The organism is Campylobacter sp. RM12651, assembly GCF_022369475.1.
In the GTDB taxonomy this organism is placed as follows: Bacteria; Campylobacterota; Campylobacteria; order Campylobacterales; family Campylobacteraceae; genus Campylobacter_E.
Window position 1 is genome coordinate 1,396,773 of record NZ_CP059600.1, and the last position, 25,823, is coordinate 1,422,595.

Sequence of the window (25,823 nt, forward strand, 5' to 3'; positions counted from 1 at the left end):
TACATCCTACAATTAAATTAGTTAGTATTTCCATTTTTCTCTCCTTTTTCTAATTTATCAAATTCTTTAAATTGCTCTTTTGCAATCTGTGTAGTTTTAGATACTACATATAAGCTTATAGGCACAACTAATATAACACCCCATAATGATATTATATTCTGTGTAAAATACATAACTACTGGTGCAATAATTCCAAAATTAATTATGTTTTTACTTATATCTAAGTAATATTTACCTAACTCTTTTTTATATTCTTTCATATTTTTCCTTTACGAAATTATATATTCTAAAACATTAAAAATCAACCCCAAAAGGAAAATAACATACATAATATATTATATAGTTTATTTTATTGTATATATAATACATAATTTATAATATATATTTTTGCAATAAAAATATTTTTATATATCAAAAATATCAAAGATAATCTATACAGATATAAAACAAAGACACCTATTTATCAGAAATAAAATTAAGAAGTAGAACCACATATTAGCTATTATGTAGTTCAAGGTTAGAAACCTTTATTCTTTCCAAGTAATATAATTATATACATAAAAGGTAAATATATTTTTGTAGATAAAAAAGCTGATTAAATCAAGCTATAAAAGTATGCTAGGTAGATACAATTAGCATAAAGCTAATGTATCTTTGATACCTAGCCAAAAAAGAAACTTATTTTTGTTCTTGTTTTTTTGTTTTTAGATAGTCTAATGAATAATAAATTCCAATTAATCCTATAATGCTTATAAAACCCATAATTACATATGCGTTAATCATTGTATATCCTTTCTTATGTTATCTATAACAATTCCTAAGATAAACATTATCATACTTCCTGTTATTGAAAAGCATATTGTATAAAGATTAAATGCAGAATCTGACCTAAATACAAATGCAACAATAATTGCTATCATAAAAGCTACACTAAAACCATAGCAACTTCTTGATATATTTTCTAAAACAAATTTGTTTGAAAAAATATACTTTTTTAAAATTTTTTTCATGATTATATCCTTTTAAAAGTTAATTAAAACATTAAAAACCAACCCCAAAAGGAAAAATAACACCCATAATGGGAATATTATTCCCATAGGGGCAACAATTTCAGACCTAAACCACGCCGTTATCGTGGAACACAGGTGTCTGACCTACCTTTTTTGTGTTTAAAAAGCTAGTGCTATACACCAACTACAAAACTTAGCAAACGCTAATCCAGTAGCTAGTGTTACGACACTAACTTTAAAGCAAAAATACAAAATTTCATTTGCCATTTTTTTCTCCTTAAAAATAAATTTAAATAAACTCATTTTTAGGAGAATAATTACCCATTGGGGTTTTTCTCCCCAAATGGGCTTATTTAAATTTATACCCAACACAACCGAAGTCGTGTGAGTAAAAAACTCCACTATACAAGCATTGACAATACTAAAAAAAGATTGAAAATAATATTTGTAAGTGGAGAAATATTTGTTAATTTAAGAGCCATTTAGCTAGGTCTGAACCTAGCCAAATTAAAAGACCACAAAGTGGCAAGAAAAAAGGTTCTTGCCAAAATTTTACTTTTATCTTAACCTCTTTTTCTTCTACCACTTTTTGTGGAGCAATATAAGGCACTAACGCCTTATTGGTAGGTATGTGAGAACATACCCCATGACTATCAACTAGCCATGTTTTTGCCCTTTTTTGGGCTTTTTTCTTTTTTAACTCGTTTAATTCCTCACGAGTTAAAACTTTTACTTTTGCCATTTTTAAATCCTTTCTAGTTCCGAAAGGGGTGGCAAATATACAATATCCCTAGAGGATAAAGTATCCCCTAAGGAACTAAAATAAATAAATGGTTTTTGTTTATAGATATAGTAATACCTATACGGCAAGGTTGAACCATTAAACCTAACTCAAAATAGTGAGTTGCCATTTTTTTAAAAAAATTAAATTATTATATCATATATTAAATAACTATTGTTTAAAAAACAAATGCTTATTTTATTTTAAGTAAATTTATACTATAATTATAGTATGAAAATAATTTTATGGAGTAAAATATATGTTGAAAATTATAAAAAAAGAATTTGCAATGATTTTAGAATTTTGGTTACTTATTCCCATTATATTGATTTTAATTTCATTAATTATAGCTATTCCAATAGGTGCAATGGCACATTACAAAATAATAAATGAACCACAAGAATTAATTAAACTAATATATTTATATCAACTAGGGGTATGTTTTATAATTTATTTGTTTTTTTCATTAGGGTATCTAATATCAAAAAAAATAAGAAATATATATGATGACAAAATAACTCTAGTCAAAGAAAATACTACCAACTATAATGGTATTAATAGTAATAACGATCTTGTAAATTGTTCTTGTAATTTTCATGATTCTTCTAGTATTATTAAACATAATAATTATCGTTCAAACAATACTGATTTTTCTACATTGGCAGAGTATAACAATGGTTATTCTAGCCTATCTCTTGATTTATCAAAAAATTTATTTGATAGGTAAATGTTTATAATGAGCTTTATTATCTAATAAGGTAGATATAACTACCTTATTATTTCAAATTAATCTCTATCTAAAAAATTTATTAGCTACATTTGAAAGCCAAGAACCACCATCGCTATTCCTTTTCATTAATTCATAGTTAGTTTGTTGAACTTTAAAAGAATCATTTAAAGTTTGCTCAACACTTTTAGTTCTATATCCTTTTTGTAGCATTTCGTAATCACTTACTACTTTATATTTTTCCCCATTCAATGTAATTTGCCCTTTATTATCAAGAGTTAAATCGCCTACACGCTTTGCAAGTTCTTCTTTTGAGGCAATTATATTGCCATCTTTTGCGCTTCTTAAATTACCTTCTTTATCTTTTATTGCATCAACTCTAAATTTTTCTTGTGGAGTGTTTGAAATTTCTTGCTCATTTATAAATGACCTTGTTTCATTTACGCTGCTTTGAGCATTTTCAAAATTATGTTTAAATTTGTCATAACCTGTATAATTGCTAACTCCATCTTGTGGTGCATTGATTCCTAATCCTAAAGCGTTAGAAATTTCTTTAGTATCAGTCATACCGGCTGTCATATTTCCTATTTTTGAAGCTTGATCAATATTAAATTTGATTCTGTCTTCAATGCTCATCGCACCATGTTGATTTTCATATTCTTGCAATGTAGCATTCATATAAGATGCCACTGCATTTTGGCTAATATTTCTATTTTGTGCATTTTCTGTCCCATAACTATTACCGTGTGTATAGTTTTGAACTTTTGAATGGACACCACTTTTTAAAGTAGTTATCGAGGTGTTATATGTGCTAGTATCTGTTTTTTGTTGAGTATTAGAATGAGCATCTGTTTGGTTTTCTGAATTATCTGCTTTAGTGATTGCACCAGACTTAAATGCTTTTTGAACCATATTTTGTATATTTGTCCCTTGACTATCAGACGCTTGAGCACCTGAGCTAGTAGAACTTGATACTTGAACACTAGCATTTGCACCTTTACTTATATTTTCACTTTTGCCTACATTAGCATTTGCACCTGCTCCTGCTCCAAAACTTGCTTTTGTGTCTTCACTAAAATATTGTTTAAAGTCTGCACTTGTATTATAACCTGCATTATTTAGTTTTTGTAGTGCTTCTTCAAATGATTTTGATTCAGTCATTATTTTAGCTACTTGTTCAGTCATTTGTTTTTGCTCAGAATCAGAATATTGTTTTGAAGTAGAGCCTGTATCAATTTTACTAAATCCTTCTTGAGAACCTGTTGTGATATTAGTATTATTTGCTTTATTAAACCCTTGTTTTACACTATTTGTTAGCGTTTCTCCAACAGCTAGGTTGCTAAAGCTACCATCAAGCGTATGACCTGTATTTCCATATTTTTGATGGAAATTAGTTCCTTTTACTTCTAATTCTTGCATAGTATCAGTATTACCATATCTCATCGCATAATCAACTTTTTGTCCATTAGCTACATCAGTAAAGTTTCTAGTAACACCTGTTCCATCTTTAGTATATGTGCTACTACCATCTCTAATACTTTGTGAGCCTTGCGTTGCCATACTGGTTACTTGTCTTGCACCCATCATACTTGCGCTTGAGAATTGTTGTCCTAAGCTAGTTGCAAGTTGTGTAAATGCGTATGCTGAACCTGTTGCTATTGCCATTGCTAATAATGGCACTAACCACCATAGTGTGCCTTCAAATGCAATATAATCTAATATTACGCCATCTAAATAATTTGAACCTATAACACTGAAAGGAGATATACCTTGCGAATTTAAATATTCAACTATTTTTTCTACTTTATCAGTAATCATAAAGTTAATTATTGCAATTATTGGATTCCATAACACTATCCACAAATGTAATGTTACGAAAGTTTTTGCAAACATAGCGTTCATAAACAATATTGCAAATAGCATTAATAAAGGGCTTAATGCTACAACTATAACATGAACCATAGCTTTTAATTCAGGTAAATGCGTAATTGCCATTTGAGTAGATATTGTAAATTGCTCTTTTGAGTGCATTTGAGCTGTTGCTAAGCCAAAAACACTAGCTTTTGCACTAACTCCTAGCGTTTCAGCTCTATTTACAAAGCTAGTATTTAATGTATTTAGTAAAACATTGTGCTTTAATATTTCATTACTATCATCAATACCATTACTCCATAATTTTACAAAGCTATTCAATTTATTTAAAGCTTTATCTTTTGAAAGATTATCTACAAAAATAGTTTTATATTTAGCATATAATTCTTTATCTAATTTTATATTTTTAAAATCATTTTTAATTTTTTCGTATAGTGTCTTACAAGTAACAATTCTAATTTCATTATCTTTTGTTATATAATTTACTAAAAATCCTTGATAAACACCACTTAATTTCATATTATCAATTAAGTTATTCCCCATTTGTTGATGCAAACCATTTGCTCTGCTTAAGTTTTGAAATGTTGTTCCGCCCCAAAGTAAATTATCAAGATAATTACTTGAGCTATCTATACCACCATAACGAATTAGGCATTCATTTAAATATGTGCCTACATTATTTTGGAAAGGAGTATTGTTGTATTGTATATCATTGTAAAGCATTTTTGCCTTTAAAGGAAAAATAAATCCATTCTTAGAAAATCTATCTACCTCATCATTGACATTTTGCAAAGCTTGTTCCATGACATCTGTCATTATTCTTTCAAATGTAGTGCTAATTTCAAGCATTTTTCCTAATCCTATAGGGATATGCGATACATTTTTTACAACATTATTTGTTTCATCTTTTATAATATAGCTATATTCTTTACCTGGTCCTGCACGAAAAAAAATCATTACTACAATTATTGAAATAACAAAAGATTTTACTATATTTACTAATATATTGGATTTTGGGTTTAATACACTCTTTATTATTGTTACTGCTAATCCAACAACTAAACTAGCTTGAATAATTTTATTAAAGCTAGTTGTATAAAATAGCGATATGTTTTTTAGCATTTCTGCTAATGTATCAGCATAACCATAAACATAAATCACATTATCTTTTGCATAAATAAAACTAGAAAACAATGCAAATAAAATAATCTTTCTAATCATTTTTTACCTCCATTGTTGGTTACTATTCCTTGTTGGCTTTGCTCTTGTTTTTTAAGTGCTTCTTGAATGCTTTCAACACTTTTTGTATATTCTTCTTGAAATTGAATTCTTAATGCTTCACTTTGTTCTTCTAATTTAGATATTGCATTTTTAACTAATTCTAAGTATTTTGAATCTATCATTTCAGCAAAACCTTCTTTTTTATCAACAGAAATACCTTTATCATTTTGTAGTTCTAATAAAAACAACTGAAATTCATTTAATTTTTCTAATAAATCATTTGAAATAATTTTTAAAGCAATGCTTTTTATTAATTTATTGATTTGATTATTTAAGTTATCACATAAAAAGTTCTTTTTTACATTTTGACAAGCAGAATAGGATAAAGTAGTTTTTGAGTCTATATTTTTTAATACTGAATTATCATATACAATCGCATTAAAAAACTCTTTTGGTAACATAGGATAATTATTTAAAACATTTATTGAATCTGTTCCTAGCTCGTATTTAGTTGTCATATCGTTTAGTAGAGTAAATACATTATCGCTAAGCTCTTTATATACTTTACCTATATCTTTATATATGTTTATGCTCTTATCTACCATCTCAACAGTATTCTTGCCTGTTGTATCTTGTTTTAATAGATAAATAGGTATTTTTATAGTTTGTGTGTCATCTTTGCTAAATATAATTTCAAAAATTTTTTTCATTTTATTTGAAGCATCATCTTGTATTTCAAAAGATGAATATTTTGCTTCTATTGGGACTAAATTTGTTGTTATATTTGCTTCAGTTTGCTTACGAACAATATCTACACCAATAAGCCAAGATATTATTGCTTGATATTTTTGGTCTTCACTTGTATATTCTGATTTTTTATTAACTTTTTTAATAGACCAAAAAATAACGCTACCTAAATTCTTAACATAGTTTGCCTTATCTTCTTTAGAAATATTTCCATTACCAAAAAAATCTCCTACTTTTCCTATTTTATCTACAACTGCATTTGTGTAAGTATTTAAAGTTGAAGGAAAATCTTTTTCGGTTTCTTCTTTACTATTTTTATAATCTTTATTATTTCCATTATCGGTAAGAAAACCACTAATTTCATTTGCTAAGTAACCAACACCATTTGCAGCAATTGCACAAGAATCAAAGTTTAAGCTATTAATTGCATTTGATATTTGCTCTAGGCTAGATAAAATAGCATCACATTCTTTACAAAGTGTTGAAATCGCTAATTTAAAAGCGTAACCTTGAGCGTTTTGCATAATTGTCTTTAATTTATCTTTTAACTCATCAAAAGAAATAAAACTAAGACCACCTAAACCAATATCAATACCATTACAACCAGCTTTTATATGTGGTGGCTCTACATTCATTAAACTAAAAGTATCTCTTTTAAATTTTGCTACGAATCCGCCTCCGTTAAAAAAACCATTCCTTGCATAAGCATGGTCTGCTTGATACATATTATGCGTAACACTAATATCGTGCCAAGTTAAAGCATAGGCAGATGATAAAAAAACAAAAATAAAAGTTAGTTTTTTCATAATATATCTCCTTAAAAAACTTCATTTCTAACTATTTGTGTCTTATCAATAAAACCAAAGTAGCGACTATCGTAACTCATTAAATGAGTTCCCATTGCGAAAAATTTATTCTTAGGTATAGCTCCATTAAAAACAAAATTTTTAATCTCTTTCCCTTTGCTATTTGTATTTTGTGCAAAACCTAAATAAACATCATTGCAAAAATACTCTTTTTCTTTAGTAACTTTTAAAATATCGCCTTCAACACATTTAATATATTTAGCAATGTGCTTAAAGTGTTTGTTAGAATAAGGAGTTGTTTTTTCAATGATTACTATTTTGTTTTTTAGGTCTTTTAATTCTAAATTTTTATCAGTGATTTGGGTTAGAATTATTTTCTTGCCTATACTATTGCTAGTAATTAGCGTAAAAGATTTATTTAATTTTGTATTAATAAAAAAGGCTAAAAACAATATAAAAATAATGCAAAAAATTATATTTATAATAAATATAATTCTAATATTTTTCTTGCTAAGAAGTTTGTTAATCAATGTATTAAATTGCATTTTTATAAACTTTCTCAACTGCTTCTATTATGGTAAAGCCATTTTTAACATAATTATCTATATCTTTTTCGTATTGGATTAAAAGATTTATAGACTCGTGTGTATTTACATTAAATATATCTGCAATAGTTTTTAATCTTACTTTATCATTCATATTAGTAGTGGTTACATAATAAAAATATCTATCCATTACAAGTCTTAATGCAAATTTAAAACCCTCTGGATTAATTAATACAAATTCAGAATAATTATCCTTATACATTTTGACATCTCTTAATAATTGCACTTCATGATTTGATAAAGCAAATTTGTTAGACTCTACTAACAATGCAACCGATTCTTCATTTTGCCTCATAAAAAATTTCCACGGCGAGTTAGAAATAATAGTTTCCCCAGCTCTTGATACTTCGCCTTTTGAATTGCAAATATCTCCAAAACTTTGTGTAGCAATAATTATTGAAGCTCCATATTTCCTTGCTCTTCTATATGCGTTGTCTATAAAATCATCCATTCTTGGATTTTTGCCTAAAAATCTATGAGCCTCATCAAAAATAATTTGAATATTATTTTTTCTATCATCGTTGTTATACATCATTTGCTTCATGTGATATGTAAGCAACATAATAAGTGAATCTCTTAAATCGGTTTGGTCTTCTACTCCTTTAAACTCAACAGCGATTAATTCTTTTTCAACATTAAATTGACATCTACCTGAAAAGAATTTTTCATAAACACCACCCTTACAATAGTTTCTTAAAGATTCTGCAAAATATATTAATTTTGGTTCATTTGTGCTTTTTAGCTTATCTCTTATGTTTGTTATTTCTAAGTTGCTACCCAAACTATTATATAAAGCTCTTACGCTTTCTATAATTTTACTTTTTATATATTTTTCTTCTTTTTCAGCTTCTTCTTTATTATTTGAACACCCTAAAGCATAAATGAATGAGCTTAAATATTCTTCTTCATCAATTAAATCTTTAAGTGTTTGAATGTCCGAGAACGGATTAAAACTTATAGGGTTTTCTAAGCTTAAATTGATATATTGACCACCCAAGATTTCAACAATCCTTCTAAAAGAGTTATCGTAATCTAAAATAAAAACTCTATCGCCTTTACAATATGTATTAAAAACTAAATTATTAAGTAAAACAGATTTACCACCACCAGAACTCGCAACAATATATCCATTATAAGAAGTTTCGCTATCCTTAAATAAATCTATCCCTACGATATTACCTCTTCTTGAAGTAAAAATTAAATTTGGATTTCCACCACTCCAATCTGATTCCAGTGGTAAAAATTGTGTTATTTGATTTGGGAAAAATGAAAAATATTTGTCTGCTAGGTCAAACATATATTCTTCATTGACATTTAATGGTAAAGAGTTTAAAAATACTAATTGATGAATAGAGTTACATTCGCTCAATACGATTTTACTATCTCCTGAGTTCCACATTTTTTTAACAATTTCAACACTTTCTTTCGTGCTTTTTAAATCATTACCATAAACACAAACATTTAAGTCAAACGCATAAAGCGTTTCATTGTTATTATCAATTCTCTCAAGAATACCCTCGCTTTCTTCTCTAACTTTTAAAAATTTTCTAAAAATAGGAAATGCCTTTTGTGATAAAATCATAGTGTGATTTCTTTTTGCTGCCTTTGTTCTACCTTCTGGTAGTTTTGTAATATTTGCCGTAATTAAAAAATTATCTCTAAACTGATTATTGTTTATTGAACTACCAATTGTGTTTCCTAACTTTTCTCCAAAATCGCTCAAAAAAGCTTCACTTGGATATGATATAGGAGTGAGTGTGATAATATTTTTATTGTCAATATTTAAATATTCATCATGAATTTTAATTTCAGTTGTTGTATTTATTAATTGCTTATTAATAAGCTGTTCTTTATTGTATTTAGGTGTATGTTTTAGTGTTCCATCGCTATCATATATCGCATTGGGATTTAATAGCTCATATATATATGTTTTTAATTTTTGTGGTTCTAAAAAAGTAGGATGGAATGAATCGCTTAATAAAGAATTATATATATTTTCTTTAAATTCCATAATTTTATCTAAACTCTTAGATTTTATAGAAAACAATAATACATTTTTCTTAAAAGTTGTAGGCATATTCATACATATAGGCTCTTTTGTTTTTCTATAATAAAATTTCGCCATCGATTCTATTGTGTTGTTGCACAATTCACTATTTAAACCTACGCTATTATTAGATCTTCTTTTGTGTTCTTGTTGCCAAAAATCAATAGTATCTTTTATATTCTTTAAGCCTAACATACTTACTTGCAAGAACATATCATTTGGTAATATTTTTATTATATTTTCTATTGTTTGAGAAGTCTTTATACTTGCTTTTATTCTAGTAGAGCATTCTAATATAACTCCAAAAGTATCATCATTGTTATAATATATATTATTTTCAAAGTCATAAAAAGAATAGTTTAGAAAATCGCTAAATTTATATCTTTTATAAATCTTATTAAACTCGTGTGTTGGCAAACTTGTATATTCTTTATGCATGTAATTTCCTTCTTGTTTTTTTTGAATTCATTAATATAAATCTTTGTCTTTGTATGTATATTGGGCAATTGATATATAGCTTTATTGTCTTATTTATTAATGTAAGTTCTTCTGCATTAAAGATTTTGTTTTTGATTATAGATTTTGCAAATTTTTTATCTTGAATAAATCTAAGAAATAATTCATAATTACATACTAAAACAAATAAATAAAAGGCTTTATTTACATTTTTATCTAAATCGTTTTGTATGTTTTTTATATTATTATCTTTAAAAATTTTATTAACAAGCATTATGGTTAATTGATAACCATAATATTTGTTAAATTTCTTTATATAAAACTGCATTGGAATTAATAAATCTTTTGCTAATTCACAACTATTTTTTAAGCCATACTTTTCTATAATTTCTTCAAAATCTTTATTTGAATTATTTTGTAAAACTTCTAAATTATTAAAATTGGTTTTATATAAATATTCAATATTTACTAATCTTTCATTTGTGTTTTGTGGATAATTTAAAATATAAGAACACAATAATATATATTCTTTATAATTATTTTTGCTAAAGATTTCGGTCATTTTTTATTTTTCCCTTTATTTTTTAAATTTCCATTTTGATTAAGCACAAAATCGCCTTCTTGAACTTTTATCCAAACCCTCTCATATTCATGATAAATTCCATCATCACTTACATAAGGAAAAATTGTAATTACTGCAAATTGTGGGTTTTTATAAAGTGGTTTTTCATTATTTGTTTTGTAATTTTCATATAATGATTGTTTTAAATGTTGTTCTGAATAATGCTCATTATTTTTTAGCATTTCTTTTTTATATTTTTCAACTTCCACATTTTTTTCAATAATTTCTCTTTTTATCTCATCGCTTTGTATAGCTACTTCTTGTTTATGCGAACAAGCACTAAAGCTTAAAATTGCAAAAACACTTAAAACACATATTTTTATATTATTCATCATTACCTCCTAAAATTTTGTCAATTTTGCTTTTTGTCTTATTTTCTTCTTTTGTATATTTGACTTCTTTAGCATTTACCCATTCATTTTCATTTATTTTTAAATAAATATCATTGTTATTTATTGCTTTTTGAGTATATCTCACATAATCATCTTTGCTATTGTCAATAGTTTTAACAATTTGTGCTTTTTGTGTTGGCTTATTTAAAATATTTAAATTAGTTTTAGTTTCAATAAAACCTTTTTCATTTTCAAGAATTATCATTTCATCTTTACAAACTTCATTCATATTGCTAGATAGTCTACTTTTTTCTTGATTTTCTGGAGAAACACTTTTAGTTTGATTATTTATATTATATTTTTTTACAATATCTTTATTATAATTTTTGGCTTGGTTAATATTATTGATATTGTATTTTTTATTATTGCCTTTTTTACTTTTGTTACAAGAACATTGTTCATTAAGCTTTTTTTGTTCATACATAAAGCGTTCAAAATCGCTTAAAATAGATATATTTACACTTTTTAAAGCTAATTCTAAATCATGAACTCTTTGTGCTAACAATAAATTGTCGTTCTTTAATTTCTCGTATGATATTATTAAATCAGTTAGTGTTTCTTTTTTTACAAAATCAGCACTATTAATAGAATTCTTTTCATAGAAATTGTCGCTACTTTTTACGCTTTCTTTCAACTTTGTATGTTTGTAGTCATTTTTAATATTTATTTTTGTTTCTTCAAAATGATTTTTTATACCATTTGCATTTAACATACATACACATATAATACTACCTAATAAAACCTTTTTAATCATTGATTAACTCCTTCTTTATTGTCTAAATAGTTGTTTTCAATTAAAATCACTTTCTTATCACTTCTTAATCTTTCAATTTCCTTACTTTGTATTACGAGTTTTAAATCTTTGTTTTCTTTTATTAAATCAAGACTATTGTTATTTGTGTTTAAAGATTGATTTTCATATTTTATTAATTCTTTTTGATTTTCTAGATCTTTTCTATGTTCATATACATTAGTAACACTTGCACAATAACTTACATTACTGCCACCTGAACACTTAAATTCATTGTGATAAGGATTAATAATTGAACAAGCATTGAATGATAATGTAAAAATAACTATGCTACTATATAATAAATATTTATTCATTGTTTAACTCCTTATTATTCAATAGTTTCTTTTAATATTTCTGATTTGTTTAAATCAACTATCATATTTTTTGTAAGAATAATTTCAACTTCACGATTAGCTGAAATTTCAATTACCGGACTTATTTGGTCTGCCATTTTTAAGTAAAAGTCAGCAAGTTTGTTTGCGGCATTAGATACACCTTTTCCAAGACTTTGATTTACTATATCTTTCGTTGTAAGTTCTCCATTAAAACCACTAATTTGAGAACCATCAGTATTTGTAGTTGTAATAAGTCCTCTGCTACCAAATGCTTCTCCTATACCACTTAAAAAACCAGCAATAATTGAACGACCTAAGACAGCTCCTTTTTTATCAACTACACGGCCTCTAAGTCCATTCTTGCCATCTTCTCCACTAACATAACCAGCAATATCACTTATCACAGCTTTATTATCGCTATTTATACAAGTAAGCGTATTTGTTCTAATATACGCTCTTTCACTTGATAAGTCGCCATAGCCTTCAGCTACTATAAAACAATCTTTTACATCTTGAGAAAAATTGTTAGCAGCTATTGTAAAATCTGTAACTTTTAATAAAATTGGTGCAGGGTTTGTTTTTGCTTGGGCTAAAGTTGGTGCATCGAATCCACTAAGCAAAACTGCTTTAATAATTGAACCTGTTGGGATTAAAAAATTATTGCTTAATGGTTCTACTTTTTCTTCTTTATCTTCTTTCAATACTTCTTCTGTATCTACTATTTTTCTACTTTCTAAAGCATTGTCTAAGTTTGTATAAATAATATTTGATTTATATGTAGGGTCTAATAAGCTTTCTTTCCTTATTGGTCTGCTTTGTGTGGCAATATTATCTATATTGGTTATTCTTGAAGTGTCTGCAACTTCTTTCGGTGTAGGTGCTTGAAAATCTGTTTTAAAAGCATTATCTTTATTTGTTTCATATTGATATTTATTTTGATTCAACTTTTCTTTTAAATCTGCAATCTCTTTTTGTAACTTATCAGTCATTGATTGTTGCTTTTCTAGTTCTTGCTTTTGTTTATGCAAATCATCTACAGCCTCAGCAGCCCATCTATCTCTAGCAATATTTTTAGTAGTATTGTCTTTAAATACACTATCGTTTTGCAATCTTTGTGGTATTTTTATTTCTTTTGTATTACTTGATAAAGTAATATAAATAATTAAAAAAGCAACAATTCCTATAATCACAAGAGTTAATTTTCTTTTTGATTGTAACTCATTAGGATCTGTTTCATTTGAAAATATTTTCTTTAACATATCTAGTATCTTCATTGATTAGCCTTTGTGATTACGACAATTTTTGCTATTGAATGTGGCAAAAATTCATTAAACTCATTTTGGAAATAAACACTAATTGCTAATGCAGGATTTTCTACATATTTAAAAAATTCTTTTTCATCAATTGCTCTACTAACTGAAGTATTATTTTTTACTTCAAATAGATATGCTTTATATAAAGCACCTTCTTGCACCTGTTTTAGAGTTATTGTTTTTATGTGGTCTTTACTTACTACTTTATTAAATTCTTGAATCTTAAAGCCTTTTGGAGAATTACCCAAATAAACTTTTTTTATCATATCCGACATTATTGCAGTATAGTTATTGCTAGTTTCATATTTTAAGGCAACTTTTTTATCTTTAACATAATCATTTATTATAATAGTTTGGGTTTTTATGTCCTTAGGTATCAAAGAAAAAGAGTATGTTTTTCCACTTGTTATAAAAAATACTTCTGCAGGTTTTGCCCTTGAATAGATTATTTGGCTTTGTATAGGGGTATTTCTTCTATCGTTTGGGTCATTTGCATATATGTCTTTTTGTATAGGCACATATTTTATAAATGCTTGATTTTCATTTATATTCACAATTAAGCCTTTTTCTTTTGAATACGCTAAATCTTTTATTTTATATGGCAATACAATTCTATTTACGCTCCTATTTGAAACAGCAATTGCTTCTCCATCACTAGGGCTTTCAATTATTGTAACTGCATAAGAACTGCAAATTGAAAATACTGCAATTAATATTTTCTTAATCATTTATAATTCCTTTCCTATTTATTTTTTTCTTCATAGTTTGCATTTAAATCAGTTATGTAGAATCGTCCATTATCGATTCTATAATCTATATCAAGTAACGACTTCTCATGTGAAGCTACTTTATTTCCGATAAAGGATTTCAATATACCCTCAACTTGAATATGATTGTTAGATAAATTAATCTTATTAATAAAAAAAGTTCTTGAAATGTTGTTTAATTTAATATAATCATATTGTTCTTGCAATTTTTTCTTAGTTTGATAATATGCTCTTGAATCAACTAGTGCTAATATATTTAGAGCATTATTGTTTGCTAATTCAGTAGTTGTGTTAAAAAGATTATAGGTAATAAAAGAGGCTATTTCTTCTAAATACTCTTTTGATAACTTATCGCCAGTAATACTAATTTCTTTACTAATTACTTTTGGTGGTAGAAAAATAATTCTTTCAGAACTAGATTTTGAGACAATTAAATGTGATTGATATACAATAACTAATAATAGCATAAAAATCACTATTTTAATGGTTTGATTTTCTTTTTTAAATCTATCTAAAATACTTTTATAATGTCTGCTATTCATTATTAAGCTCCTATGAAATATCTTTGGTAAAAAGGTATATTTTTCTTTGTTTTTACAATACCAAACGAATATAGTATGTGCTTAAAAAAACCTCTGACAAGTTTATCTTTAGTTTTAACATGTAGTTTTGTTAAAAAAACACCAAAAATAACAAAAAGCATTTGGTGTAAGAAATCTTGAATAAAAAGCCCAGCAATTGCTAGACTTCCCATTAAAATTAAAAAACTATCGGTTTCTAGATTGCCCACCATAGGCTTTGTATCAATAAATTTATTGATTTTGATTGGTTGTAATTCTTCACTCACATCAATACTCCATTTGCTGCACCAGCATTACCAACAGCTTTTTCAATCAAAACATCCATTTTTTTGTAACCAAAACCGATAGCAATGAAAACTGCACCTGCTATAAAACCAGTAAGTCCTCCATATTTGTAAAGAGCAACAAATGCACCTATAAAAAGACCAAGAAAAATTAAAGATACAATTCCATTGTTCAAAAATAGAGCTATTACATCTTCATAAATATCTTTAAAAGCATCTCCCATTCCTGCTCCAAAACAACTTATACTAAAAAGTGCTATAAAACTAAAAACTAAAAGAAATTTTTTATACATCCTTTATCCTTTCTGATTTATTTTTGTAAGTTGAAAAAAATTTTCACAATTAATTCTTAAATCTTTTAGTTTGTAATCTTCAAACTTTTGATTATTAGGAATATAAAAACAATATTTATCATTATTTGTTATTAAAATTTTTATATATGCTTGTGGCACAGCTATCTTTGTTTTACTTATAGTTTTATAAAAGTCATTAAATTTTATTAAATTTAGCACTTCAACTTCATTGTTATTAATAGCTAATAATCTTTCAAATTTTTCTGCTTTTAAAAAAACTTTTCTATTGATTTCAGGCACTTGTGGAGTTATATTACTCATTAAAAAGGTGCTTCTTTGAGCACCTTTTGTAGCATTCATACTTTGATTGCTTAAAATATGACCTCTGTCATAACCAGAATGTAAATAATCACTCCATCTTGTTCTGTGCTTTTTTGGTAATTCAAAATCTTCTTCAAATTTGGGTCTTTTTTTAATATGTGTTTCTAAATTTTCTTTTTTTAACTTATATGCTACTGCTATACTGCTTTTTAACTTATAGTTATAGCAATTTACATAATAGTATTTATCTAGTAATTGATCACAATTTCTAAAAAAAGGTTTAAATTTATCATTTATCACATATTGTTCATAATTAGCATTGCCATTTGCATATAGAAAAGAATTAACAACTAATAATGTAATTAAAGTTTTCTTTAACATTTCTTCTCCTTACAACAAGTTATTTTGTCAGAAAATTTGGATTTACCTTCATACACATAAAAAAATATTTTTTTAAATGCTATGAAGGTAATCTTGTTTTTTAAGCTATATTTGTTTAGAAAAAGTTTTTTAAAGGATAAAAATGAAAACTATTAACATTGCTTTATCAATAGTTTTGATTAATTCGTTTTTATATGCAAATAACCAATATGATATTTTAAAAAATATTGCAAAAAGCAATCCTAATATTTCTGAATTAGTAAAATCTGCAAATAAGGAATTATCAGATTTTAATAAAAATGGTATTTTAAATTTTGATACTAATGCAATCAATAATAGTAATGCTGAAATTTTCGGTGGTCAAATAAAAGATAAAAACAACAAATTAACACGAACAAGCAATGGTTTATATAATTCTAAAGAAAAAAAAGAGTTTATAACAATTTCTCTTTTTAGCAATAATCAAGGTTTAAGTATAAATATAAAAACTGCTAATAAAAATTTAAATTTTTCTGAAATTAAAGCAGTTTGTAGCAATAAGAGTAAGATAGAATCTAAAAATAATTATCTTGAGCAATATAGTAATAATACTATTTTACAACTTGCTAAAAATTATAAAATTAAAAATGTAGAAATTGATGACTATTTAAAAAGCGTAATAGCTAATAAATGTTCTAATTACAATAGATATTTAAAAAAATGCTCTGGTGATGGAGAGCATACCGAAAGAGTATGTTTAAATAGTTATTTTGAACATTTAAATAAATGCGTTATTAACGAATGTAATAATATTAGCTCTTATACAAAGTCAATAGTTAGATTAAAAGATAAATACTCTATTTATAAACCTGAGCCTTATTATTTATCTTGCTATGAAAATAAAAAAGTATATGATACTTTAGATATAGATTTTGATAATTTAGGTAATATAAAAACAAGTCAAACTTATAATTACAATGCTACTGGTTGCATTTGCACAAGTAGTGAATGTAATTCAAATTATAATTTAGAGCAAGTAAAAAACTTTATAAAAGACTCTGTTATAGCAAGTATTTCTTCAAAAATTATAGTAAGCGATATAAAAGATAATAATAATTCTTTTTCTATTTTTAGTATTAGTAATAATATGAACAATAATAACTATCAAGTAAATAAATACAATATTAATTCTTCAAGCAAAAATACTGATATAAATAATGCTATTGCTAATGAAATAACACAAAGTGAAGATTACAAAGATTTTGCTTTAACTACTACAAAATTAGAATATGACAATAACGAAGAAGAACAAGTTAGTAAAATACTAAATACTTCTAATAATGAAGAAATTATAAAAACCACTAAAATTGTAGATAATAAAGTTAATTTTTTCAATTTAGGTATTAAAAATGAAGTTCAAATACATACTGAAAAAATAATTGAACCACAAAAATGTCTTGTATCATACGAACAGAGTAATAAGCAAGTCATACAAGATGAAAACAATAAAACACAAGCTGTTAAAAATCTTAATTCCGATTCTACAATTTTAAAAACTAAAGCTTGTAAATATGAAGACAATAAACATATTTGCGAACTTGAGCCTAATGAAAAGCTTATAACTGATTGCAATTCTAATATTGATAGTGTTTCTTTAGCGAAAATATATGCAACGAATGAAGTATTTTCACAAATCAAAAACTCAAATAATAAAAATATATCTGATAATATTAGAATTTTCAAAGGCGATAAGTTTTTTATAACTGAAAAACAAATAGATAAATGTCCAGCTAAATCTGTAAAAGATGTTAAGACACATTCTCAAGGTTGGGCTCAAATTTTTTTTGGTGTTCCTAGCCCATATGATGGTAAATTGATTTCTTTATTAGATGAAACAAGATATTTAGCTTTAGTTACAAGTATGACTGCATTACCACCACAATGTTTATTAGATACTATATTTGAAGATTTTTTTGGAAAATTAAATTTTTTAGTATCTAAAGAAACTGCAAAATCTATTAAATACGACAAGGGCTTAGATATGTATCAACAAAGAATTTGTTGTAATATACAATTTAAAAAACAAGATATAGAATTTCCTGAAGTTCTTGAGTTTAAAAATTCAGATGAAAGTAAAGCGTTTTGTGATGCTAAAACTAGCTATATAAAATCAAAATATAATTCTACTTGCGCTGATTATATACATAATGCAAGAGCCACACAAAGAATTATGAATGTCGCTGGTAGTGGTTGCAATATTACCTATGCGTATGATGGAGAAAAAGTATTTAAAAAAGATAAATCAGCACATATTGAAGCTATCGATGCAGGTTCAGCTTTAGCTTATAAATTGTCTGGACTTAGTGGTTTTGCTGGTATTGCAAATCCACAAACAGGACTTAGTAGATGTAAGCAAGACTTAAATAACAATCAAAGTGGTTTTGTTTCTCGTGTGTCTGATGGTGCTTGTAAATATATTAATCACGAAAGAGAAGTTATTTATTATAATAGCACACCCAAACTTTATGGTTATAATTTACGATTTAGTGGTTTTAAAATAAAAAAAGATAAGAAGTATTCTTATATTTCATATCCATCATACACTAAGCATACATACAATTTTTGTTGTCAAAAATCAAAAATATCAAAAATAATAATGGAAGAAGCTGAAAAACAAGCAAAAACTAACAAAGATTTAGGAGCAATTGATTTTTGTGAAGGTCTTACATTGCAACAATTTAAGCTATTAGATTTTAATAAAATGAATTTTGATGAATTAGCAAGTGATTTTGGAATAAAAGCTAGTGCTAATTTAGAGAAAATAGATTTTGATGAGTTAAAAAATAAAGCAAATAACATAAAAGATAATACACATATTGATATTTCTAATATAGATAGCTTTAAAGGAAATAAATAATGCTTTTTGATAGTTTTAAAGAGCTTGAAGTTATTTATAATATTGAAAAAATTGAAATAATTAGCTTATTATTAGAAGTTATTAAAGAAGAATTAAATTTAAAATACGATGTATTTTTAGAATTAGATGAAAATAATTCAAAGATACATTTTTTAGAAAACAATGTCAATAATACACAAAGAAGTTTTAGAATTACAAAAAGTAGATATAAGCAAATAAAAAAAGAGCTTAAAAATAAGCTACATTACTATTCTGTATTAAAGCAAAATATATATTTTAAAGAAAAAATATTAAATAATGTTCTAGTAGGAGAAGTAATTTCTAAGTATAAAGGTGGCTATTTAATAAAAACTGCTTATGGAACTTGCAAATTACCTTACAATCAAATACCATTGGAAAAATTAAAATATCCACTTGAAAAACATAAAAAAATGTATTTTTATGTATATAAAATTGTTAATTATAAGAATATCAAAAATGAAATATTTTTACAAAACTATAACAAAAAAATTATAAAGCACATTTTAAACGAAAATATAGACAAAAAAAATCTTATAAAAATCATTTATAAAAATAAAGATTCTGAAATTCTAGTATTGCTTAAAAATGATATTAGCAATATTGAAAAATCAATAATTATTAATGATCTAATAAATTACAAAATTAATTTTTCTTTAATAAAAAATAAGGCATAAAATGGCGAAACATACTTTATTACCAGCAAACACAGATGAACCTTATGTAGTTAATGAAAAAGGTGGATACACTAAACCAAGAACAATAGTAAATGCTTTAAGTGAAATCCAACGCTTTTATGTTATTGAAAGCAAAAGTGAATTACCTAAGGAATTTTTTACAATTGAACAAGTCTTAGATTTTGTTCGTTTAGGTTTTTTTGCAGGTTTTTTAGAAAGCTTTTTATTCATTATTTTATTTGCATTAATACAATTAATATATCCCCCATTAAAAGAAGTGATTTTTTATTCAAAGATAAATTATTTTGAATCTTTCTTATTGGAATTTAGCTCATATTTACCTATGATAATTTCTTCATTTTTTATGTTTTATGTTTCTTCTTACTATCGTGGAAAATTTACAAAAAGGGCAATTTTATCACTGCTTAATGGTAGAAGTTTAAGTTTTTTATTAAAAGCATTAATTATTGCTATTTTCTTTGATTTTTTATTATATATATCATATTACGACAAAAACAAACTTTTTTCAATTTTTGATTTTACCCTTGATTTAGTTCGTATTTTTTACAATGTAAATACATACTCAATTCTAAATTTTTATTATGAATATATATTGCCCTCACTTGACAGAATATCTATAAATTTAATTATGACAATGATATTTGCTGCAATCATACCATATACGCTGATTTTTTGGAGAATATGTAAAAAAATAATTGAAGAAGAAAGAATTAAAAAGGAGTTAAATGAATGAAGTATGAAAATATAAATAAAAGCACTATTGATTTTATAAATAATATATTATTAACACATAAAATTTTATCGCCACAGGTTTATTTAAAAATGAAACATACAGGCGATTTAGCTATTCAGTTAGCAGAAAATTTTAATTTGTTAGATGATGATTTTTATATTGCTTCTTATTTGTCAAACATAGGTTTATTATCGCTTATGAATATATTAGAAAAGGATAATTTTATACATGACAAAGAATATGCACAAATAAAAAGACACCCCATTTTATCTGCGGAAGTAGTTAAACAATTAGGCTTTGAAAAAGCTTCATTGTTAATATATTATCATCACGAAAATCCTAAATACTTAGGTTACTTTAAAGCAGATAATTATCCTATTGAAGCAAATTTTATAAATATTGCTGATACTTTTCATGGTTGTGTTTGTCAAAAAGGTTTTAGACCACCACTGACTTTTAATGAAGCAATAGAAGAAACATTAAAACATTATAAAGATACTTCTTTTGAAAATATACATTCTATTAATGAAATATCTAACATATTAAAAAAATATCATAGTAACTTTTTTTAAAGAGATATTTTTATGGCTAATATATTTAAAAGATTTGATTTCAAAAAAAAGTTAAAGAGAACTGCTAAAGATGAGTTTATCGGAAAAGGTTTTTCATTAGAAGACAGACACGAAGAAGAGCCACTAGATATTTTTACAAAATTTGAGAATAGAATTAATCATACTTTCGTTTTCGGCTCTACTGGTGTTGGTAAAACTAGACTACTTGAATTGATGATTGAGCAAGATATTAAAAGAGGTGAAAATGTTGTTATAATTGATCCTAAGGGGGATACAGATTTATTTGCAAAAACTATTTATTTAGCACAACAAGCAGGTAGAGTTAATGACTTGCTGTATTTAGGGCCTCTGTTTCCTGAGTATTCAATTTCAATAAATCCACTCAAACAATATTACATTAAAGAAGAAGTTATTGGACATATTATGAGTTGTGTAGATTGTGATGACCCTTTTTTTTATTCAGTAGCACACGAAACAACAATTTTAATTGTAACTACTCTTTTATTGGCTAGACAAAAGGATAAGAGTAAAAAACCTTTGACACTTGATGAGATTGCTCGTTATACGAGCAAAGATGGTATTTCAAACTTATATGAAACATATTTTAGCAATGATAGATTGATAAATAAATTCGCAAATGAATTAGCAAAAACTTCTAAAACTATTAAAGAAGCAGAATATTATGAGAAAGAAATTGCTAAATTGCGTGATTCTTATATAAAAGTTGTAAAAGCTCCAAACGGATATTTTGAAAAAGTTTCAAATACGCTAAGTGTAACTCTTACAAAACTTACCAGTGGTAATTTAGGTCGTTTAATTGCAACAGAAGAAGATAATAAATTTATATCACAATTAGAAAATCAAAAAGGTTGCATTTTTTTTGTTCAAACTGCTTCTATGCTTACTAAAGATGTAAGTGATGCAATAGGTAAAATAGTATTATCTATGATAATTGCTCTTGTAGGTCGCCTAAATGGTTCAAATAAAAAATTTGATAAAAGATTAAATATTTATATTGATGAAATGTCAAGAAGTTTATTCGATGGAATAGAAACTCTTTTTCAACAAGCAAGAAGTGCTGGTGTTTGTGTCATTGGTTTAACACAATCTTGGGCAGATATTATAAAAAAATTAGGCAAAGATTCTGCTAGAACAATATTTGATAATACATCAACCAAAATAATTATGAAAATGAACGATTTAGAAAGTGCTGAAACAGTTTCTAAAATGGGTGGAACTCATAAAGTGCATACAACATTTTTGAATGATGCAGGTAAAATTACTTCTCGTGAAACCGAAGAAGATATTATTAAACCTGTTGATGTATTAAATCTTAATAAGCGTGAATTTTATTATTTTGGTTTTGAAGGGCGTTTCAAAGGAAAAACTGCTGATGTATCTGAAAGTTATTTAAGATTAAAACTACCTGAAATTACAACTAAGGAATAAATATATGTTTATAAATATTTTAAGATTTTTTATAAGAATTTTTTTAATTTCTCCTATGATATTTAGTGTAATTATACTTACTTCTTTATTTTATTATGTTTTTGCAGTTATTTTTATATATATTAAAACACATAAAAATTATTTAGATGTTACTTTTATTTTTCATAAGGACACAATTCTTTATATATTTAACTATTTTGAAGAACAATTTAAATTATTTGCTTTATTGATTGCTTTTGCTGTGCTTGTGCATTATTTATTATTAATTTTAAAACAAGCAAAAAAAGAAAAACAATATTATGAAGTTCATTTGGCTGATATTTCAAAAATTTGGGTTAATCAAAATCGTAAAATAAATATAAAACAAGAAGAATTTAAATACTTATGTTTATCAACAAGTATTACTTCTGTTGAGGTTTTTATCAATGGTATTTTAAGACCTGCTGTTCAAGAAAAAGATATATCATACGCTGATGCTTTAATGATTGATACAATACTATTTGCTTACATACAAGTTGGAGCTAATAATATTCCAAGCGTTGAAGGAGTGCAAAAGGACAAAGGCTATGGGACTACCTCACAATCCAATAAATCACTAAGTAGATATGATATTTTAAAAAATATACAATTAATTGACCATGTAATAAATGTTGTTTGGGAAATATATGAGAAAAAAGATTTAATAGATGATTTAGGAACTTGCATAATAGCTGCATTAACTCACGATATTGGAAAAATACCTTTGAAAGAATTGAAAAAAGTATATAATAATGCAGAAAATCTTGAAGGTATTTATACACGCTCTCATGAAGAGCGTGGCTCAGTATTATTAGATTTTATTTTAGAAAATTCAAAAGAGAGAGAATTAAAACTCTCAAATTATGATAATTTAAAAATAGTTAAGTTTGTAATTGAAAATCATCATGCAGATAGATTAGATAGTATTAAAAACAATGTTCCTGAAGAATATTTTGAAGTATTAGAAAAGGTCGTTGAAGCTGATAGAGAAGCAAGAATAAAAGAAGAAAAAAATTGGATTAAAGACTCATCTAAACAATTACATAATGCAATTAGCAATAGTGAAAAAGAAAAAATTACAATAACAAATAAACCTAATTCAATGAACGATTCTTCAATAGAGCAAATAGATTATTCTAAAGCGATAATAATAGATACTAACGCTAATATAGAAGAAGATAATATAAGTGATAATGATAATGAAACATATATAAATAACAACACAAATAATGAGGACTTGCAAATAAATAATCAAAATAATAAAAATGAAAACGATAGTTTAAAGCAAGAATACCCTTTTTTACAAGAAATTGATTTAAATAATAAATCAAGAACAAAAATATTAATAGCAAGAATTAGTATTGAAGAAATTGACAATGAGGAACTTAAGAAAAAAATTAATTATTTTGATGATTTTTTATGTTGTTATGCTGTTTTTAATGATAGTATAAAAAACAATATATATGTTAAATATTTTAAGAATAATAAAATCAAATGTATTGTATTTAAAATATCAGAGTATAGCAACTTTAAAGATTTGATTGAAGATTTTAATTTTTGGTATAAAAATGAAGATAGATTATATGTAGAACATTCAAGAAATACACTAGAAAAAGTCAATATTGAAATTCCTTCAAATACAAATACTTATAGAGAATTTGAATATGAAGATTGTATAAATTTAATTATTGCAAAAATGAAAAAAATGCTTAATACAGAAGATGCTATATATTCAAATGATGAAAGACTATATTTTATAAAATATGATGCAATTGTAAAAATGATAACAACTTTATTAAAAAATAATGATAAGTATATTGAAGATGATTATATTTTACTATCTAACTATTTTATAAAAAGACTAAATGAAGAAAAAAATACAAAATATATAAATACATCAAAAGATTATTATTATACTAATCAATTTAATTTGGTTCAAAATAATGCTAGATTTAATTGTAATTTTGTTCCAATACTGCCATATTTTTTTAAATTAAGTCATACAGAGTGCAATAATAATCATAAAAATAGCAATAATAGATTTTTAAAAATAGAAAGGATAAGTAATGAAAACAATTAAGATATTATCAATTTATATTTTGATGTTATTTAATATAAATGCTTTTGCTGTTTGTAATGCAAATAATGTAGCACCACTATACACTAGATTGGATTTGGTTTGCTATCAGTGTATGATGCCAATAAAAATGGGTGGAGTTGCTTTGTCCAGTGGCTTTATGCCTGAAGGTTTTGCAAGAGTTAATAACCCTATATGCAAATGTCCAGGTAAAATTTTTGGTTATCCACAAGTAGGAACACCTGTAGGATATTATGCACCAGACAGACTAATAGATATAGTCCAAGATTCAATGTGTTTTCCAAGCATTGCCAGTGATTTAAGTAAAAATAATATAGAGCTTAATTTGAAATTAGGTGGAACAAAAACAAAAGAAGATAATCAGAGTGGTATTACTTTTTATCAAGCACACGAGATATATTTTGCTGCAAGTGCAATTTTGGAGCTTTTTACAGATGTTTTATGTTTAACTTCAAACTCTTCAATTCTTGACATTGGGTATATTACAGAATTTGATCCGGTCTGGCAAAAAAGTAGCTTAAGTGCTATTTTAAGTCCTGAAGCGATTTTATTTAATAATCCTGTAACAAATTTAGCTTGTGTTCCTGATTCTATATCTTCTCAAGCAAATTTACCACTAGACCCATTATTTTGGTGTAAGGGTTCATGGGGTAATACCTATCCATTAAGTGGCTATGTGAGTAAAAAAGCATTAGTAGAAGATGCGGCAAGTGTTGCTGCAACATTTATTTTTAAAATGCACAGAGAATTACTAACTTGGAATTCATCTGGTCCTTCAGCGTTATGTTTTGCACATCCACTTCCAATTTGGATAAAGTCTTCAAACAGACTACAGCTTATACATCCTATACCAAACCCATTTGCGAGTTCCATAGGTCAAAGTGCAATGATTTGGGGAATTGCTAAAAATCCGCCGTTTGTGGGAGATAGTTTTGGATTTTTATGGTTTAGGAAACATGATTGTTGTTTTTTATAATATTTAATCTC

At 25.8% G+C, this 25,823-nt stretch carries 25 protein-coding genes; 8 read left to right on the plus strand and 17 right to left on the minus strand.

Annotation, left to right across the window (positions count from 1 at the left end; translation table 11 throughout):
* Positions 1–17 precede the first annotated feature (17 nt).
* The 3 genes from AVBRAN_RS06900 to AVBRAN_RS06910 form a co-directional block, all read right to left on the minus strand.
* Positions 18–260 carry a hypothetical protein gene (locus AVBRAN_RS06900; protein WP_239802881.1) on the minus strand — a complete coding sequence of 81 codons (243 nt, stop codon included), beginning with the start codon at positions 258–260 and terminating at the stop codon, positions 18–20.
* 519 nt (positions 261–779) lie between these two features.
* Positions 780–1,010 carry a hypothetical protein gene (locus tag AVBRAN_RS06905; RefSeq protein ID WP_214120440.1) on the minus strand — a complete coding sequence of 77 codons (231 nt, stop codon included), beginning with the start codon at positions 1,008–1,010 and terminating at the stop codon, positions 780–782.
* 466 nt (positions 1,011–1,476) lie between these two features.
* Positions 1,477–1,752 carry a hypothetical protein gene (locus AVBRAN_RS06910; RefSeq protein WP_239802882.1) on the minus strand — a complete coding sequence of 92 codons (276 nt, stop codon included), beginning with the start codon at positions 1,750–1,752 and terminating at the stop codon, positions 1,477–1,479.
* A 298-nt stretch (positions 1,753–2,050) separates the two neighbouring features.
* On the opposite strand from AVBRAN_RS06910, the gene AVBRAN_RS06915 reads away from it, so the two are divergent.
* A complete protein-coding gene (locus AVBRAN_RS06915) occupies positions 2,051–2,518 on the plus strand; it encodes a hypothetical protein (RefSeq protein WP_239802883.1) in 468 nt (155 codons plus the stop codon).
* Between the two features lie 66 nt (positions 2,519–2,584).
* Here AVBRAN_RS06915 and AVBRAN_RS06920 read toward each other — a convergent pair whose 3' ends face one another.
* Genes AVBRAN_RS06920 through AVBRAN_RS06985 form a run of 14 tightly spaced genes read right to left on the minus strand, consistent with a single transcriptional unit; the run spans position 2,585 to position 16,354 of the window.
* Entirely contained in the window at positions 2,585–5,611 is a 3,027-nt protein-coding gene (locus AVBRAN_RS06920; protein WP_239802884.1) for a conjugal transfer protein TraG N-terminal domain-containing protein, read from the minus strand.
* Positions 5,608–7,164, minus strand: a complete 1,557-nt coding sequence (locus tag AVBRAN_RS06925; RefSeq protein ID WP_239802885.1) for a conjugal transfer protein TraH — start codon at positions 7,162–7,164, stop codon at positions 5,608–5,610. The genes AVBRAN_RS06920 and AVBRAN_RS06925 overlap by 4 nt, the downstream gene beginning before the upstream one ends.
* Before the next feature lie 11 nt (positions 7,165–7,175).
* The gene (locus AVBRAN_RS06930) at positions 7,176–7,709 is read right to left on the minus strand and encodes a S26 family signal peptidase (protein ID WP_239802886.1); all 534 of its coding nucleotides are present in this window, start codon (positions 7,707–7,709) and stop codon (positions 7,176–7,178) included.
* Entirely contained in the window at positions 7,699–10,254 is a 2,556-nt protein-coding gene (locus tag AVBRAN_RS06935; RefSeq protein ID WP_239802887.1) for a TraC family protein, read from the minus strand. Before AVBRAN_RS06935 ends, AVBRAN_RS06930 begins: the two co-directional genes overlap by 11 nt.
* Positions 10,247–10,834, minus strand: coding sequence for a hypothetical protein (locus tag AVBRAN_RS06940; RefSeq protein ID WP_239802888.1), 588 nt, complete (start codon positions 10,832–10,834; stop codon positions 10,247–10,249). Before AVBRAN_RS06940 ends, AVBRAN_RS06935 begins: the two co-directional genes overlap by 8 nt.
* A complete protein-coding gene (locus tag AVBRAN_RS06945; protein ID WP_239802889.1) occupies positions 10,831–11,226 on the minus strand; it encodes a TraV family lipoprotein in 396 nt (131 codons plus the stop codon). Before AVBRAN_RS06945 ends, AVBRAN_RS06940 begins: the two co-directional genes overlap by 4 nt.
* Positions 11,219–12,040, minus strand: a complete 822-nt coding sequence (locus AVBRAN_RS06950; RefSeq protein WP_239802890.1) for a hypothetical protein — start codon at positions 12,038–12,040, stop codon at positions 11,219–11,221. Before AVBRAN_RS06950 ends, AVBRAN_RS06945 begins: the two co-directional genes overlap by 8 nt.
* A complete protein-coding gene (locus AVBRAN_RS06955; RefSeq protein ID WP_239802891.1) occupies positions 12,037–12,393 on the minus strand; it encodes a hypothetical protein in 357 nt (118 codons plus the stop codon). The genes AVBRAN_RS06950 and AVBRAN_RS06955 overlap by 4 nt, the downstream gene beginning before the upstream one ends.
* Before the next feature lie 14 nt (positions 12,394–12,407).
* Positions 12,408–13,688, minus strand: coding sequence for a TrbI/VirB10 family protein (locus tag AVBRAN_RS06960; RefSeq protein ID WP_239802892.1), 1,281 nt, complete (start codon positions 13,686–13,688; stop codon positions 12,408–12,410).
* On the minus strand, positions 13,685–14,455 hold the full coding sequence (locus AVBRAN_RS06965) for a type-F conjugative transfer system secretin TraK (RefSeq protein ID WP_239802893.1): 771 nt from the start codon (positions 14,453–14,455) through the stop codon (positions 13,685–13,687). The genes AVBRAN_RS06960 and AVBRAN_RS06965 overlap by 4 nt, the downstream gene beginning before the upstream one ends.
* A gap of 14 nt (positions 14,456–14,469) precedes the next feature.
* Complete coding sequence (locus tag AVBRAN_RS06970; RefSeq protein WP_239802894.1) at positions 14,470–15,036, minus strand: type IV conjugative transfer system protein TraE; 567 nt, start codon at positions 15,034–15,036, stop codon at positions 14,470–14,472.
* A 2-nt stretch (positions 15,037–15,038) separates the two neighbouring features.
* A complete protein-coding gene (locus tag AVBRAN_RS06975; RefSeq protein ID WP_239802895.1) occupies positions 15,039–15,341 on the minus strand; it encodes a type IV conjugative transfer system protein TraL in 303 nt (100 codons plus the stop codon).
* Positions 15,338–15,652, minus strand: coding sequence for a hypothetical protein (locus AVBRAN_RS06980; RefSeq protein ID WP_239802896.1), 315 nt, complete (start codon positions 15,650–15,652; stop codon positions 15,338–15,340). The genes AVBRAN_RS06975 and AVBRAN_RS06980 overlap by 4 nt, the downstream gene beginning before the upstream one ends.
* A 3-nt stretch (positions 15,653–15,655) precedes the next feature.
* Positions 15,656–16,354, minus strand: a complete 699-nt coding sequence (locus AVBRAN_RS06985) for a DNA/RNA non-specific endonuclease (RefSeq protein WP_239802897.1) — start codon at positions 16,352–16,354, stop codon at positions 15,656–15,658.
* A gap of 142 nt (positions 16,355–16,496) precedes the next feature.
* Between AVBRAN_RS06985 and AVBRAN_RS06990 the strand changes: the two genes are divergently transcribed.
* From AVBRAN_RS06990 to AVBRAN_RS07020, 7 genes are read left to right on the plus strand one after another with little or no spacing between them, the layout of a single operon-like run.
* A complete protein-coding gene (locus AVBRAN_RS06990) occupies positions 16,497–19,250 on the plus strand; it encodes a hypothetical protein (RefSeq protein WP_239802898.1) in 2,754 nt (917 codons plus the stop codon).
* Complete coding sequence (locus AVBRAN_RS06995) at positions 19,250–19,945, plus strand: hypothetical protein (protein ID WP_239802899.1); 696 nt, start codon at positions 19,250–19,252, stop codon at positions 19,943–19,945. The genes AVBRAN_RS06990 and AVBRAN_RS06995 overlap by 1 nt, the downstream gene beginning before the upstream one ends.
* 1 nt (position 19,946) lies before the next feature.
* Positions 19,947–20,699 carry a hypothetical protein gene (locus tag AVBRAN_RS07000; protein ID WP_239802900.1) on the plus strand — a complete coding sequence of 251 codons (753 nt, stop codon included), beginning with the start codon at positions 19,947–19,949 and terminating at the stop codon, positions 20,697–20,699.
* Positions 20,696–21,271 (plus strand): HD domain-containing phosphohydrolase, encoded by a 576-nt coding sequence (locus AVBRAN_RS07005; protein WP_239802901.1) that lies wholly within the window; start codon positions 20,696–20,698, stop codon positions 21,269–21,271. The genes AVBRAN_RS07000 and AVBRAN_RS07005 overlap by 4 nt, the downstream gene beginning before the upstream one ends.
* Positions 21,272–21,283: 12 nt before the next feature.
* Entirely contained in the window at positions 21,284–22,720 is a 1,437-nt protein-coding gene (locus AVBRAN_RS07010) for a type IV secretion system DNA-binding domain-containing protein (protein WP_239802902.1), read from the plus strand.
* A 4-nt stretch (positions 22,721–22,724) separates the two neighbouring features.
* On the plus strand, positions 22,725–24,818 hold the full coding sequence (locus AVBRAN_RS07015; protein ID WP_239802903.1) for a hypothetical protein: 2,094 nt from the start codon (positions 22,725–22,727) through the stop codon (positions 24,816–24,818).
* A complete protein-coding gene (locus AVBRAN_RS07020; RefSeq protein WP_239802904.1) occupies positions 24,805–25,812 on the plus strand; it encodes a TraU family protein in 1,008 nt (335 codons plus the stop codon). The genes AVBRAN_RS07015 and AVBRAN_RS07020 overlap by 14 nt, the downstream gene beginning before the upstream one ends.
* Positions 25,813–25,823: the final 11 nt, after the last annotated feature.

Bases quoted from the DNA above. Each gene is read 5' to 3' on its own strand.
- AVBRAN_RS06900 (WP_239802881.1), bottom strand. From the start codon at position 260: ATGAAAGAATATAAAAAAGAGTTAGGTAAATATTACTTAGATATAAGT.
- AVBRAN_RS06905 (WP_214120440.1), bottom strand. From the start codon at position 1,010: ATGAAAAAAATTTTAAAAAAGTATATTTTTTCAAACAAATTTGTTTTA.
- AVBRAN_RS06910 (WP_239802882.1), bottom strand. From the start codon at position 1,752: ATGGCAAAAGTAAAAGTTTTAACTCGTGAGGAATTAAACGAGTTAAAA.
- AVBRAN_RS06915 (WP_239802883.1), top strand. From the start codon at position 2,051: ATGTTGAAAATTATAAAAAAAGAATTTGCAATGATTTTAGAATTTTGG.
- AVBRAN_RS06920 (WP_239802884.1), bottom strand. From the start codon at position 5,611: ATGATTAGAAAGATTATTTTATTTGCATTGTTTTCTAGTTTTATTTAT.
- AVBRAN_RS06925 (WP_239802885.1), bottom strand. From the start codon at position 7,164: ATGAAAAAACTAACTTTTATTTTTGTTTTTTTATCATCTGCCTATGCT.
- AVBRAN_RS06930 (WP_239802886.1), bottom strand. From the start codon at position 7,709: ATGCAATTTAATACATTGATTAACAAACTTCTTAGCAAGAAAAATATT.
- AVBRAN_RS06935 (WP_239802887.1), bottom strand. From the start codon at position 10,254: ATGCATAAAGAATATACAAGTTTGCCAACACACGAGTTTAATAAGATT.
- AVBRAN_RS06940 (WP_239802888.1), bottom strand. From the start codon at position 10,834: ATGACCGAAATCTTTAGCAAAAATAATTATAAAGAATATATATTATTG.
- AVBRAN_RS06945 (WP_239802889.1), bottom strand. From the start codon at position 11,226: ATGAATAATATAAAAATATGTGTTTTAAGTGTTTTTGCAATTTTAAGC.
- AVBRAN_RS06950 (WP_239802890.1), bottom strand. From the start codon at position 12,040: ATGATTAAAAAGGTTTTATTAGGTAGTATTATATGTGTATGTATGTTA.
- AVBRAN_RS06955 (WP_239802891.1), bottom strand. From the start codon at position 12,393: ATGAATAAATATTTATTATATAGTAGCATAGTTATTTTTACATTATCA.
- AVBRAN_RS06960 (WP_239802892.1), bottom strand. From the start codon at position 13,688: ATGAAGATACTAGATATGTTAAAGAAAATATTTTCAAATGAAACAGAT.
- AVBRAN_RS06965 (WP_239802893.1), bottom strand. From the start codon at position 14,455: ATGATTAAGAAAATATTAATTGCAGTATTTTCAATTTGCAGTTCTTAT.
- AVBRAN_RS06970 (WP_239802894.1), bottom strand. From the start codon at position 15,036: ATGAATAGCAGACATTATAAAAGTATTTTAGATAGATTTAAAAAAGAA.
- AVBRAN_RS06980 (WP_239802896.1), bottom strand. From the start codon at position 15,652: ATGTATAAAAAATTTCTTTTAGTTTTTAGTTTTATAGCACTTTTTAGT.
- AVBRAN_RS06985 (WP_239802897.1), bottom strand. From the start codon at position 16,354: ATGTTAAAGAAAACTTTAATTACATTATTAGTTGTTAATTCTTTTCTA.
- AVBRAN_RS06990 (WP_239802898.1), top strand. From the start codon at position 16,497: ATGAAAACTATTAACATTGCTTTATCAATAGTTTTGATTAATTCGTTT.
- AVBRAN_RS06995 (WP_239802899.1), top strand. From the start codon at position 19,250: ATGCTTTTTGATAGTTTTAAAGAGCTTGAAGTTATTTATAATATTGAA.
- AVBRAN_RS07000 (WP_239802900.1), top strand. From the start codon at position 19,947: ATGGCGAAACATACTTTATTACCAGCAAACACAGATGAACCTTATGTA.
- AVBRAN_RS07005 (WP_239802901.1), top strand. From the start codon at position 20,696: ATGAAGTATGAAAATATAAATAAAAGCACTATTGATTTTATAAATAAT.
- AVBRAN_RS07010 (WP_239802902.1), top strand. From the start codon at position 21,284: ATGGCTAATATATTTAAAAGATTTGATTTCAAAAAAAAGTTAAAGAGA.
- AVBRAN_RS07015 (WP_239802903.1), top strand. From the start codon at position 22,725: ATGTTTATAAATATTTTAAGATTTTTTATAAGAATTTTTTTAATTTCT.
- AVBRAN_RS07020 (WP_239802904.1), top strand. From the start codon at position 24,805: ATGAAAACAATTAAGATATTATCAATTTATATTTTGATGTTATTTAAT.